The sequence below is a fragment of the Chlamydiota bacterium genome, assembly GCA_012729785.1.
Lineage (GTDB): Bacteria > Auribacterota > Tritonobacteria > UBA1439 > UBA1439 > UBA1439.
In genome coordinates this window covers 1-13,511 of sequence record JAAYCL010000015.1, presented here as the reverse complement: position 1 = coordinate 13,511, position 13,511 = coordinate 1, and the positions used below count along the sequence as shown (strand labels likewise).

Here is a 13,511-nt window from a genome sequence, read left to right as displayed (position 1 = left end):
CCCCTCGCCCCCGCGCCCGCCGTCAGACCGACCTCTTCAGTATCTCCCGCTTGAGCGCGGCGATCGCCTCGTTCGGTCTGAGGAGTTTCGGGCACGCCTCCTCGCAGTTGAAGATCGTCCGGCAGCGCCAGACGCCGCGGGGGCCGTCGACGAGGGCGAGGCGCTCGGCGCCGGCCTCGTCCCGGCTGTCGAAGACGAACCGGAACGCCTTCAGGAGCGCCCCCGGCGCCAGGTAGTCGGGATTGAACCAGAACGAGGGACAGGAGGAGGTGCAGCTCCCGCAGAGGATGCAGTTGACGGCCAGGTCGATGCGGTCGCGCTCCTCCGGGGACTGGGGCAGTTCCCGGTCCGGGAACGGCGAGGTGCGCACCAGCCACGGCATCACCTTTTCGATCGACCGGTAGAACTCCTCCATATCCACGACCAGGTCTTTGATCACCGGGTAGCCCGGCAGCGGGTCGACCGTCACCCGCCGCCCCGTGAGCCCCGCCACCTGCAGGTGGCATGCGAGGTCGTTTTTGCCGTTGATGTTCATCGCGCACGACCCGCAGATGGCGCTGCGGCAGGAGCGGCGGAAGGTGAGCGTCCCGTCCAGGGTCGCCTTGATCCTCTGGAGGCAGTCGAGCACCGTCATCCCCCGCTCCACTTCGAGCTCGAAGGTGTCGTAGCGGTGCCGCGGCCCCTTGTCGGGGTCGTACCGGAACACCTTGAACGAGTAGCCGCCCAGCGATTCGGTCACCTGCCCCTCCGGGGAAGCCCCATCAGTACGTTCTCTCCTTGGGCCGGTGCCTCGTGATGCGCACCGGCGCGTAGTCGAACGCGGGCCCGTCCGGTCCGCGCCGCGCGAACGAGTGCGCCAGCCAGCCGGCGTCGTCGCGCGCGGGGAAGTCCGTGCGCGAGTGGGCCCCCCGGCTCTCCCTCCGGGCGAGCGCGCCGGCGACGATCACCTCGGCGAAGTCGAGCAGGGAGCGCAGCTCGAGGAGCTCGACGAGCTCGGTGTTGAACCTCCTGCCGCGGTCGGAGAGCGGGACGCGCGTGAAGCGCTCCTGAAGCCCGCGCACGGCGTCGAGCTGCGCGCCGAGCGGCTTCTCGGACCTGAATATCCCGCAGTTCCTCTGCATCCCCTCCTGGAGCTCGTCCCGGATCGCCGAGAGCGACTCCGTCCCCCGCCGGTCGAGGAAAGCCGCGAGCTCCTTCTCCACCGCCTCCGCGCCGCGGGGAGGGGCCTCCGCGCGCCCGAGGGAGGGGAGATCCGCGCAGACCGCCAGGCCGGCGCGCCGCCCGAAGACGACCGCCTCGAGGAGCGAGTTGCAGCCGAGGCGGTTCGCCCCGTGCACCGAGACGCAGGCGCACTCGCCGCACGCGTAGAGCCCCTTCATCGTCCCCCCCCCGGCGTCGACACGCACGCGCCCGTCGTTGTCCGTCGGGATGCCGCCCATCGAGTAGTGCGCGGTCGGCTGGATCGGTATCGGGCTCTTCAGCGCGTCGACCGCCGAGAAACGCATCGCGAGGTCGAGGATCTGCGGGAGCCGCTTCCGTATCTTCTCCGCGCCCAGGTGCCTGAGATCGAGGTGCACATAGGCGCCCCCGCCGATGCCGCGCCCCGCGTCGATCTCGGTCTGGATGGCCCGGGAGGTCACGTCGCGCGGAGCGAGCTCCATCCGGTCCGGGGCGTAGCGCTTCATCAGGCGCTCGCCCGCGGCGTTGAGGATGTAGGCCCCCTCGCCCCGCGCCCCCTCGGTGACAAGGATGCCGCTCGGGTAGAACCCGGTCGGGTGGAACTGCACGAACTCCATATCCTCGATCGGCAGCCCCGCCCGGTAGACCATGCTCAGGCCGTCCCCGGTGTTCGCGTGCGCGTTCGAGGTGATCTTGAACGCCCGCCCGTACCCCCCGGTGGCGAAGACGACCGCCCGCGCCTCGAAGAGGTGGAGACCGCCGGTGAGGAGGTCCATCGCGACGACCCCCGCGCACCGGTCCCCCTCCACGAGGAGGGAGAGCACCAGGTACTCGGAATGGAACGCCACCGCGCGCCGGAGACACCGCTCGTAGAGGGTGTGGAGGATGACGTGGCCGGTGAGGTCTGCCGCGTAGCAGGCGCGCGGGCTGGAGTGCCCCCCGAAGGCGCGCTGGGCGATGCGCCCGTCGTCGGTGCGGCTGAACGGGACCCCCATATGCTCGAGTTCGACAATCGCGCGGGGCGCCTCCTTCACCAAGATCTCCGCGGCGTCCTGATCGGCGAGGTAGTCGCTCCCCTTGACGGTGTCGAACAGGTGCGCCTCCCACCCGTCGACGGCCGCGTTGCCGAGCGAGGCGGCGATGCCGCCCTGGGCGGCCCCGGAGTGCGACCGCGTGGGGAACACCTTCGTCAGCACGCAGCAGCTCCCCGCCGCCTGCGCCTCGAGCGCCGCGCGCATCCCGGCCAGCCCCGCGCCGATGATCACCGTTTCGTAGCGATGGTGGTGCATTGGGCACCCGGTCCTCAGACCGCCCTGAACGTCAGGATCGTCACGGCGCCGAGGGAGAAGAGAGCCAGCGCCGCCGTCAGGCAGCAGACGAGGGCCAGCACGCGCGCGGCGCCGCTTTTGAGATAATCCTGCGCGATCCCCCAGATCCCGTACCAGCCGTGCGCGAGGGCGAGCGTGAGCAGGCCGAGATCGAACGCCTTCCAGAGCGGGTCGGCGAACCTGCGGGCCACGTCGGCGTACAACCGCTTCTCCGGCCCCATGAAATGCGTCAACACGAAGTGCGCGATGACGAGCGCGAACAGGAGCAGTCCGCTCGCCCGCTGCAGAAGCCACCCGGTCGATCCGGTTCTGCTCATGGGAAGAACACCAGCGCGATCCCGCCCGCGATGCCGACGACGGCGCAGACGGCGAAGACGACCCGGTAGGTCGCCCGGTGCGCCCGCATCCCGATGCCGGCGTCCATCGCGGCGATGCGCAGGCCGTTGAGGCCGTGGTAGAGCACCGCCGCGAGCAGAAACGCCTCGCCCACCCTGAAGAGGGGCCCCGAGAGCGTCTCCATCAGGCGGTCGTAGGCCGCCGGTCCCTTCTGGAGATGGTGGATCACCCAGATGTGCATGGAGAGGTACGCCACGAGGGCGATCCCCGAGACGCGGTGAAAGAAATGCGCCCAGAGCCCTTCGCCCCAGCGGTAACGGTATCGTCTCATCGGCCTCATCCGCCCCGCCGCCCCGCCGGGGGCGCACGGAAACGCGGAGGTTTATTATAGCATCGCCAGCGGATCGGCATCCACCACAATCTGGATGCCCTTGGGCGGCTTCAGGCCCCCCGTGACCTCGCGCAGCACGGCGTTCATATCGGGGACGCTCTTCCCGCGCACGACGACCTGCCAGCGGTAGTGCCCCTTGAGGCGCGCGATGGGCGCGGGGGCCGGCCCGAGCACCCTGATCCCCGGCGTCGCCGCCGCCGCGAGCGCCTTGGCGAACTGGCGGCTGTACCAGCGGACCGCCTCCCCCCCCCTCCCCCGCAGCGTCACGGCGACGAAACGGTTGAACGGCGGGTAGCCGAGCTCCTCCCGGAAGGCGATCTCCCTGGCGTAGAAGAGCTCGAAATCCTGCCCGCCGGCGGCCGTGACGGCGGGGTGCGCCGGGGCGTAGGTCTGGATGATCACCTCGCCCGGCACCGCGCCCCGCCCCGCCCTGCCGGCGACCTGCGTGAGGTGCTGGAAGGTGGTCTCCGACGCCCTGAAGTCGGGAAGGTTGAGCGCCGTGTCGGCGCAGACGACGCCGACGAGCGTCACGTTCGGGAAGTGCAGCCCCTTGGCGATCATCTGCGTGCCGAGCAGGATCTGGATCTCCCCGCGCTTGAACGCCCCGAGCGTCTCCGCGTGGGCGTCCTTGCCCGCCATCGAGTCCGCGTCCATCCTGCCCACCGTCCGGCCGGGGAAGAGTTTCTTCACCATCAGCTCGAGCTTCTGCGTCCCCAGGCCGGGGAAGCGGATGCCGGGGGAGCCGCACTGCGGACAGCGGGCGGGGGTCCGCCCGGAGAAGCCGCAGAGATGGCAGCACATCGTCTCCCCCTCCCGGTGCGCGGTGAGCGAGATGCTGCAGTCGGGGCACCGCTGCACGAAGCCGCAGCGGCGGCAGGAGAGGATCGGGGAGAACCCCCGCCGGTTCAGGAAGAGGATGATCTGCTCTCCCTTCTCCAGCCGGTCCTCCATCGCCGAGAGGAGACGGCGGGAGAAGAAGGTCATCCTGCCCGCCCGCCTGATCTCCTGGCGCATATCCACGATGGTGACCGGGGCGAGCGGGCGGTTTTCGATCCTGCGCGGGAGCCGGAAGAGGCGGTACTTGCCGGCGAGGGCGTTCCGGTACGACTCGACGGAGGGGGTGGCGGAACCGAGGATGACGACGGCCCCCTCGATCTTCCCCCGCATCACCGCCACGTCGCGCGCGTGGTAACGCGGGGTCTCCTCCTGCTTGTAGGTGCGCTCGTGCTCCTCGTCCACGACGATCAGGCCGAGGTCGGGCACGGGGGCGAAGATCGCCGAGCGCGCCCCCACCGCCACCCGCGCCCTCCCGTCCCGCACCTTCTCCCATTCGTCGAGCCGCTCGCCGGCGGAGAGACGGCTGTGGAGCACCGCGACGTTGGCGCCGAAGCGGGCCTTGAACCCCTCCACCGTCTGCGGCGTGAGGGCGATCTCCGGGACGAGCATGATCGCCCCGCGGCCCAACTTCAGCGTCTCGTCGATCGCCTGGAGGTAGACCTCGGTCTTGCCGCTCCCGGTGACCCCGTGCAGGAGCAGCACCGAGAAGCGCCGCTGGGCGAGCGCCTTGGCCGTATAAACGAGCGCGCGGGCCTGGTCGGGCGTGGGGGCGAGGGGCGCGGAGGCGACGATCTCCCCGCCCGCCCACGGGTCGCGGAAGACGCGGCGGCGCGCGAGGGTCACGAGCCCTTTCCGTTCGAGGGCGCGCGCCGCCGCGAGCGACGCCCCGGCGCGCCGGAGGAGCGTCTGCACCGGCTGCGGTCCTCCGCCCGCGAGGAGCTCCTCCAGGATCCGCGCCTGCTTCGGCGCGCGGGGGCGCAACGCCGCGGCGCCGCCCTCCGCCATGACGCGCGCCGGGTCCGCCGCGGCGAAGAGCGGCGTCTTCCCGGCGAGCCCCGCCCGCACGCCCGAGGGGAGGATGCAGCGGATGGCCGCGGGGAGGGGGCAGTAGTAGTACGACGCCATCCACTCCGCGAGCCGCATCACCGGCTCGCCGATGACCGGCCGCCTGTCGCGGACCGACAGGATCGGCTTCGCGCCGGGGTGCGGTCTCCCCTCCGCGACCGAGACGACGTAGGCGCTCAGCCCGCGGGAGCGGAACGGGACGCGGACCCGGACCCCCGGCGCCACCGCGCCCTCGAATTCGGGCGGCACCAGGAAGTCGAACTGCTTATCGACGGGGATCTCGAGCACCACGGATGCGAATCTGGGCATCTCTCACCGCCTCCCGCGCGGCGGAGGAGGAGTATCCCGCGGGGACATGCGACGCGCGCGGATGCATGCATGCGATGCGACGGAAGGTCGCGGCGAGGCTATCGGAGGCGCACCCTCTCTTCTATCCGGCCGACCTCGGCATCCCGCCGGTCGATCTCCTTGCGCAGCCGCCCGACCTCGCCCGCGACCTTGTCGACTGCCTTACCACACAGGGCCGCTCCGGATTCAGCCCTCGCAGGACCGCCGTGTCCGGATCCCGCCGTATGGCGAAGGCATCCGTTCCGTCGTCGGGAATCGGACCCGTTCGCCGGCCCCTGAACGGTCCCGGTGTGCGTCGTCGGCTCCGGGGCACTCCTCGTCACGGCCTCGACGAAAGGGGCTCCCTTCGCCGCATCCTCCCCTCTCGCGGTTGTCCCGCCGGCGCCCGACGATACCTTAGCATCCGTCCCGGCGGGGCGCCAGAGCAATCCGGCGACGGCCGGAACCCCGCGCCCGAGCCGTTGCGTGCGCCTATCCCCGTCTCGAGGCGGACCCGGCCCGAGGGGGGCATGCGCGAGACGGACCTGACGGGCTGACAACGCCGGATCCGCGCGGGCATGGCGCGCGCGCCGGATCACCCCGTCTTCTCGTCCACCAGAAGGCGGATCCGCTTCAGATCCTCCCACGCCTTGTTTTTGTCGGCGGGGTTGCGGAGGAGATAGGCGGGGTGGAATGTGGGGAGGAGGCTGATGCCGTGGTAGTCGTGGAGGCGGCCGCGCAGCTTGTTGATCCCGGTGTCGGTCTTGAGGAGCGTCTGGGCCGCGTGGCGGCCGAGTGCGCAGATGAGGCGCGGCTTCAGGAGGGCGAGCTGTTCGAGGAGGTACGGCTCGCAGCAGGCCACCTCCTGGGGCTGCGGGTCGCGGTTGCCGGGGGGGCGGCATTTGAGGACGTTGGTGATGTAGACGTCCCCGCGCCCGAACCCGACACAGGCGAGCATCTTCGTCAGGAGCTGCCCCGCGCGTCCGACGAACGGGAGCCCCTGCCGGTCCTCCTCGGCTCCCGGCGCCTCGCCGATGAAGATCACAGGCGGGCGCGTCGAACCGGCCCCGAAGACGGTGCGGGTCCGCGTCTTCGCCAGGAGGCATCTCCGGCATTTCGAGACGGTCTTCTCGATCGTCGCGAGCGCGGCGGCGACGTTCGCGTCGAGGGAGACGGGGGTTCGCGCCGCGCGTTTCCCCGGGGGAGCCGGGGCCGGGGCGGCGGGGGGGGGAGCGCCTGTCGCACCGCGCCCGCAGGAATCCGGCGCCGCCCGCATACCGGGGGCCGCATGCGCGCCGAGAGGAATCCGGTCGACCCCCTGGGCCGCGAGCCGTTCGAGGAGGTCACCGGCGAGGCGTGCGATCCCCCTCAACTCCTCGCGGGCGTCATTCATATCCATCCGTGCCGCACGGAAACGGGCGAAACGACGGCACGGCGCCTCATCGCGGAAGGAGATCGCGCGTTCGATCCGCGAAAGCCCGCGACGCCACCCGGTCTTTCCCCGCCATCCGTCGAAACGCTACCCTTTCGCGTAGAACCCCCGCACCGCCCCGGCAACCTCGACGATCTGCTCGGGCTTGAGGTCCGGGTAGATGGGGAGCGCGAGCGTCTCCTCGGCGGCCTTCTCGGCCTCGGGGAGGTCCCCCTTCCGATAGCCGAGGGAGGAGAAGCACTCCTGGAGGTGGAGCGGCACCGGGTAGTAGATCGCGCAGCCGATGCCGTGCGCCCTGAGGCGCTCCATGAGCTTCGCGCGGTCCTTCACGCGCACGACGTACTGGTTGTAGACGTGCCGGACGTAGGGGAGCTCGACCGGCGCTGTCACGGCGCTCCCGGCGAACTGCTCGCGGTAGAGCGCCGCGTGCGCCCGGCGCGCCGCGGTCCATTCCTCGAGGTGCGGCGCCTTCACCAAAAGCACCGCCGCCTGGAGCTCGTCGAGGCGGCTGTTGTAGCCGACGGTCTTGTGGACGTAGCGCGGCTTCGCCCCGTGTTCCCGGAGGATCCGGAGGTTCTCCGCGAGTTCGGGATCGTTCGTGAACGCCATCCCGCCGTCCCCCATCCCGCTCAGGTTCTTCGTCGGGTAGAAGCTCACGCAGCCGATGTCGCCGAGGGAGCAGGCCCGTTTCCCCTTGTATTCGGCGCCGATGCTCTGGCAGGCGTCCTCGATGACGCGGATCCCCCACTCCTTCGCGAGGGCCAGGAGCGGCTCCATCTCGGCCGGCTGCCCGTAGAGGTGGACCGGGATGACCGCCTTCGTGCGGACGGTGACCTTCCGCTCGACCTGCCGCCAGTCGAGGTTGTAGGTGCGGGGGTCGATATCCACAAAGACCGGGGTCGCGCCGACGAGCGAGATGCAGCTCGCGGTGGCGAAGAAGCTGTAGGTCGTGGTGATGACCTCGTGCCCCGGCCCCACCCCCGACGCCCGCAGGGCCAGGATGAGCGCGTCCGTCCCGGAGGCGCAGCCGACGGCGTGGCGCACCCCCGCGTACGCGGCGAGCTCCTTCTCGAGGGAGGCCCCCCGCTCCCCGAGGATGTAGTGCCCGCTCCGCGCCACCTCGATGAGGGCCTGCTCGATCTCCGCCTGGAGCGTGCGGTACTGCGCGGTCACGTCAAGAAACGGAACGGCCATGGCTGAACCCCTTTCTCGATCGACGCCGCCGCGGAGAGACCGGAGGGCACCGACGGATGCATCGGTGTCTTCGCCGCGGGCAGCCTCGAATCTTCACGGCTGCGACGATGCTGCTTCGTGCCACGGATCCGGGCAAACAAACCTTCTTCTATCCGTGCCGCTCCGCGGCGGCGATTCACCCGGCGCGGTACATCTCCCGGTAGTACGGGGCGGCGAGGCGCAGCCCCTCCTCGATGCCGATCGCAGGCGCCAGCCCGAGCAGCTCTTTCGCCCGGGAGATATCGGCGAGCGAGTGGCGCACGTCGCCGGGACGCGGTGCGCCGCGGCGCGGGGGGATGGAGACGCCGAGCGTTTCGCCGACCATCCGGTAGAGGGCGTTGACGGAGACGGCCGTGCCGCAGGCGATGTTCATCACCTCCCCTCCCCGCAGCGGGGCTTCGAGCGCCCGGAGGTTCGCCTCGGCGACGTTGCGGACGTAGGTGAAGTCCCTGGACTGCTCCCCGTCCCCGTCGATCACCGGCGCGGTTCCCGCGCAGAGCGCCTTGAAGAAGTTCGGGATGACCGCGGCGTACTGCGACCGCGGGTCCTGGCGCGCCCCGAAGACGTTGAAGTAGCGGAGCGCCACGCAGGGGAGATTGAAGAGGCAACTGAAGATCTTGCAGTAGTGCTCCCCGGCGAGCTTGCCGACCGCGTACGGGGAGAGCGGGGCCGGCGTCATCTCCTCGCGCTTGGGCAGCGACGGGCTGTCGCCGTAGACCGACGACGAGGAGGCGAAGACGAGGCGCCGGACGCCCGCGTCGCGGGCCGCGACGAGGAGCGCGAGCGTCCCGTCGAGGTTCACCTGGTTGGAGAGGAGCGGATCCTCCACCGACCTCACCACCGACGGCAACGCGGCCTGGTGGGAGACGAAGGCGACGCCGGCGACGGCTTTTTCGACGGCCGCCGGGTCGCGCAGATCCCCCTCGACGAGCTCGATCTCCCCGGAGAACGCCGCGAGGTTCTCGCGCCGTCCGGTGGAGAAGTTGTCGAACACCCGCACCCGTTTCCCCCGCTGCAGCAGGAGCTCGACGATGTTGGAGCCGATGAATCCGGCCCCGCCGGTGACAAGATGGATCCCCTGGGACATCGCACGTCCGCCTCTTGGTCGGCCTCGCCTCCCCCGCGGCGGGAACCCGGGGATGCCGGGGGGCGGGACCGGCGCGCGTCCGGCGTCCCCGCGGCCCCCCTCCCCGGTTCCGGCGGGGTCAGCGGCCGATGCTCTTGTAGATAAACCCCTTCTCCTCCATCACCGCCGGGTCGAATATATTGCGCCCGTCGATGATGATCGGGTGCGCCATCAGCGACCGGATGCGGTCGATGTTCAGCTTCGAGAACTCGTCCCACTCGGTGACGACGAGGAGCGCGTCGCTTCCGCGCGCGACCTCGTAGGCGCTCTTGCAGAATTTCACCCCCTTCATCAATCTGCGCGCCACCGCCGTCGCCTCCGGGTCGTAGGCCTTGACGAACGCCCCCTCCCGCTGGAGCGCGGCGATGATGTCGATCGAGGGGGCGCTGCGCATATCGTCGGTGTTGGGCTTGAAGGCGAGACCGAGGACGCCGATCGTCTTGTCCTTGATGATCCAGAGGGTCTCCTCGATCTTCTTGACGAACCGCGCGCGCTGCTCGCGGTTGATCTCCTCGACGAGCCGGAGGAGATGGAAGTCGTAGCCGAGCTCCTCGGAGATCTTGATGAAGGCGGCCACGTCCTTGGGAAAGCAGGAACCGCCGTAGCCGATCCCCGCGTTGAGGAACGCCTTCCCGATCCGCTTGTCGAGCCCCATCCCCTCCACGACCTGCAGCACGTTGGCGCCGGCGAGCTCGCATATCTGGGCGAGGGCGTTGGCGAACGAGATCTTCATCGCGAGGAAGGAGTTGGACGCGTGCTTGATGATCTCCGCCGACTTGATGTCGGTGACGATCACGGGGGCCTTCAACGGCGCGTACAGCTCCTTGAGGATCTTGGCGGCGCGGGCCGAGGAGACGCCGATGACGATCCGGTCGGGGACCATCGTGTCGGAGATCGCGGACCCCTCCCGGAGGAACTCGGGGTTCGACGCCACGTCGAAATCGACGTTCTTGCGGTTGTACCGCTTGATCGTCTCGGCCACCTTTTCGCCCGTCCGCACGGGGACCGTGCTCTTGTCGACGATGAGCCGGTAGCCGTCCATCGCCTCGGCGACCTCGCGGGCGACCATCGCAACCGAGGTCAGATCGGCCGTGCCGTCGGCCTTCGGGGGCGTGGAGACCGCGATGAAGACGATCTCGGAGTTGCGCACCCCTTCCGCGACGCTCGTCGTGAAGGAAAGCCGCTTGGAGGCGGTGTTGCGGCGTATGATCTCTTCCAGCCCGGGCTCGAAGATCGGGACCTTGCCGCGCTTGAGCATCTTGATCTTCTCGACGTCGCTGTCCACGCAGATGACGCGGTTCTTCATATCCGCGAGACAGGCGCCGGTGACGAGCCCCACGTAGCCGGTGCCGATGATGCAGACCTTTTTCATCCTTCCCTCCGGTTGCGGTATGCGCCGATAGCCGCCCGCCGCCGCTCCGGGACGCGCACCGTGCGGCGTCTCGCGGGATCGAGGAGTGCGGGCGGGGTTAGAAGCGGGTCGCGAGCGGGATATCCGGGTAGGCGTCAAGGTAGAAGAGAACGTAGAAGCCGTAGCTGTCCTTCCGCCTCCCCTTGTAGCGAACGCTGAATGCCACCTCCCACTCGTGGAGGTCCCTGAAGAGGGACCACTCCCCCTCTTCGAAGGTGCCGTCCGAGGCCTCGAACCTGAGGTACTGGCGCGCGGCCCAGTCGTCGTTGAGCTGTACGTTGAACTCCGTCGTCCACAGGTTGCTGGAGTCGACGAGGTAGCGCTGGCCGAGGGCCAGGCTCACCAGATCGTCGCAGTAGACGTAGTAGTCGGTGTTCCACTCGTCGAGGCGCGCCGGGTCGGGCCTGAGGTACCCCTCGAAGTCGAGCTTCTGCCAGTCCAGCGGGCGGAACTCGGCGTCGACAAAGACATCGTTCAAGGTCTTGTCGAACCCGTCCGTGACCTCCGCGGAGGAGTAATGGTCGTCGGCGAAGGCGCGGAACTTGTAGCCGTCGTAGCGCGAGCTGCTCGTCATCATGTCGAAGTAGACCTTGATGTCGAACAGGTTGACGTCCTCCCCCTCGCCGCGCTTCGTCTGGAGGGCGTTCCGCAGCATCAGGGTGAACATGCTCGTCTCGTTGAAGAAGTCGTACTGGTCGAAGGCGTAGACCTCGTCGGAGTAGGTCCGCGTCGGCTTGCTGTACCACTGGTAGGTCAGCGTCGGTTCAAAGACGTGGCGGAGCTTGTTGATCCTGAAGGTATTGTTGTAGTAGTCCCACACCTTCCAGAACTTCGTGCCGGTCTCGGCGCCGAGCGTGAAGAGGCCGCGGAAGACGTTCTTCTCCTCGGCCCCCAGATCCTGGGCGCTGAGAACCTGGTCGAGTATCCCGTCGCCGTCGGTGTCCACGAGGACCCCGGTCCCCGAGAAGCCCGACTCGCCGTCGGGGGCCTTCGAGTAGAACGTCTCGCGGAACCCCGCCCACGGCTTGAGGTTCAGGAACTTGAAATACTTCTTCGGGTAGGAGAGCTCGTGGAAGGTGTCCAGACGCAGGCTCTTGATCGGGTCGGGGATCGGCGGCTCGGGGATCCCCTCGTCGATATCGTCCTGGTCGAGCGGGTCCTCGGAGAAACGGTAGTCGAAGTTGGTGAGCGCGGAGCGGCTGTTGTAGAAGAGCGGCGTGTCATTGATGCGCTGGTCGACCGCCTCCACGCTGAACTCGGGCAGGCGCTGGACGACGGTGTAGAACTTGTCGAAGCGCGGCTCGGCGCGAAGGCTTATCTGGTACTTCTCCTCGGCCTTGGTGATGTCGGCGTAGTTCTCCCGCTGGATGTAATCCTCGTACTCGTCGCGGAAGAAGTTGTCGATGATGTCCTCGTCGCTCTGCTTGTTGAACTTCACCGTGAACGTCGTGTCGTCGGAGAGGTCCTGCTGGTGTTCGAGGGTGACCCGGTACCGGTTCTTGATGTCGTCGTCGGTGTTCAGGACCCAGTCCGGGTCGTTGTCGTGCGCGTAGTAGAAGACCGTCTGGCCGCGGGCGCGGGCGCTCGGCAGGTCGTGGGCGACGGTCACGCCGGCGCCGAGCCCGTTCTTGCTGCGGAAGTCGAGGTGCGGCGTCACGCGGATGCTCTTGGTCTTGTAGATGTCGAAGGCGCTGAGGACGAACACGCCCCAATCGCTCGAGTAGCCCGGGGAGAGGTTGAGCGGCGACTCGTCCTCGGTGAGGGAGAACTTCGCGTACGGCGCCCAGAACACCGGGGTCTCGTACAGATAGAAGACCGGATTGTGGGCGACGATGCTGTCCCCGGGATAGAGGTAGATCTGCTTGGCGCGGATGCTCGTGTGCGGCTTCGCGTAGTCGCAGGTGGTGACGTAGCCGTTCTCTATCTGGTACTCGTCCTCCGAGATCCTCCGCACCGTCTTGCCGTAGCCGTACCATGGCTGGGCATAGGCGTGGCACTCCCCGATGCTGCCCTTCCCGGAACGGAAGTTGTAGTGGATGGTCTTGCCGGTGAGGAACTGCCCGTCCTGGAACAGGCTGACATCGCCCTCGGCGTAGGCGTCGCCGGTCTCCATGTAGACGGTGATCTTGTCCGCGGTGAGCTTGGCGTCCTTGTAGCGGACCACGGCGTTGCCGGAGCCGGTGACGACGTTCTCCTCGCGGTCGAACTCGACGCTGTCGGCGTCGGCGACGATCGGGAGCTTCTCCTCCGCCTCCGCCTCGCCGGCGGCCGGAAACCCCGGGCCCGCGTCATCGAGGACGGTCGTGTCGGACGCCGCCTCCCGCTCGATCCCTTCGCCTTCCGTCGCCGCGGAGTCGTCTTCCTCCGCGTACGCCTCGCCGAACAGGCTGAATCCCCCCCCGGCCTCCGCCGCGGGTTCGTCCCGCTCCCCGCCGTCGGTCGCCGGCGCGGAGGCCGCGCCGGCGGCGATCCGCGCGGCCTCGTCGCGGGCCGCCGCCTCGACGCGGGCGATCTCCGCGGCGCGGGATTCCTGCTGGGCGATCGGATCGGGGGTGGCTGCGCACGCGGTTCCCGCGATCGCGAAGAAGCAGGCCGCCGCAGCGAACACGCGTGTCATCACGCCTCCAGGGCACATCGACCGCGCCCGCGGCGGACCGGAAGACGGCCCTGCCGCCGGGCGACGCATATGCTACCAAAGACCGCTACCGCAACCAAACAATTTTTCGGCTCATGACGGAATTTTGTGAGCCCAGGCCCATGGTTGGAAGCGTCCCATCCATGGGGTACAGGTTTGTATGATCTTGAGTTTCATGTACTCCTCGTCCCGATAGCCATAGGCACGACGG

Annotated in this window: 10 protein-coding genes; all 10 read right to left on the bottom strand. The window is 68.9% G+C overall.

Annotation, left to right across the window (positions count from 1 at the left end):
* Positions 1–22: 22 nt before the first annotated feature.
* On the bottom strand, positions 23–727 hold the full coding sequence (locus GXY35_03320; protein NLW93619.1) for a succinate dehydrogenase iron-sulfur subunit: 705 nt from the start codon (positions 725–727) through the stop codon (positions 23–25).
* A gap of 34 nt (positions 728–761) precedes the next feature.
* Positions 762–2,468, bottom strand: coding sequence for a succinate dehydrogenase flavoprotein subunit (gene sdhA, locus GXY35_03315; GenBank protein NLW93618.1), 1,707 nt, complete (start codon positions 2,466–2,468; stop codon positions 762–764).
* A 14-nt stretch (positions 2,469–2,482) separates the two neighbouring features.
* The gene (gene sdhD / locus GXY35_03310; protein NLW93617.1) at positions 2,483–2,824 is read right to left on the bottom strand and encodes a succinate dehydrogenase, hydrophobic membrane anchor protein; all 342 of its coding nucleotides are present in this window, start codon (positions 2,822–2,824) and stop codon (positions 2,483–2,485) included.
* Complete coding sequence (sdhC, locus tag GXY35_03305) at positions 2,821–3,174, bottom strand: succinate dehydrogenase, cytochrome b556 subunit (GenBank protein NLW93616.1); 354 nt, start codon at positions 3,172–3,174, stop codon at positions 2,821–2,823. The genes sdhD and sdhC overlap by 4 nt, the downstream gene beginning before the upstream one ends.
* Before the next feature lie 54 nt (positions 3,175–3,228).
* Positions 3,229–5,445, bottom strand: a complete 2,217-nt coding sequence (gene priA, locus GXY35_03300; GenBank protein NLW93615.1) for a primosomal protein N' — start codon at positions 5,443–5,445, stop codon at positions 3,229–3,231.
* 613 nt (positions 5,446–6,058) lie between these two features.
* Entirely contained in the window at positions 6,059–6,856 is a 798-nt protein-coding gene (locus GXY35_03295; GenBank protein NLW93614.1) for a uracil-DNA glycosylase, read from the bottom strand.
* A gap of 126 nt (positions 6,857–6,982) precedes the next feature.
* Positions 6,983–8,089 carry a DegT/DnrJ/EryC1/StrS family aminotransferase gene (locus GXY35_03290; protein ID NLW93613.1) on the bottom strand — a complete coding sequence of 369 codons (1,107 nt, stop codon included), beginning with the start codon at positions 8,087–8,089 and terminating at the stop codon, positions 6,983–6,985.
* Positions 8,090–8,264: 175 nt separating this feature from the next.
* Positions 8,265–9,215: an SDR family oxidoreductase gene (locus GXY35_03285; GenBank protein ID NLW93612.1), complete on the bottom strand. Its 951-nt coding sequence runs from the start codon at positions 9,213–9,215 to the stop codon at positions 8,265–8,267.
* Positions 9,216–9,333: 118 nt separating this feature from the next.
* A complete protein-coding gene (locus GXY35_03280) occupies positions 9,334–10,626 on the bottom strand; it encodes a UDP-glucose/GDP-mannose dehydrogenase family protein (GenBank protein NLW93611.1) in 1,293 nt (430 codons plus the stop codon).
* A 97-nt stretch (positions 10,627–10,723) separates the two neighbouring features.
* Entirely contained in the window at positions 10,724–13,282 is a 2,559-nt protein-coding gene (locus tag GXY35_03275; GenBank protein NLW93610.1) for a hypothetical protein, read from the bottom strand.
* Between the last annotated feature and the right edge of the window lie 229 nt (positions 13,283–13,511).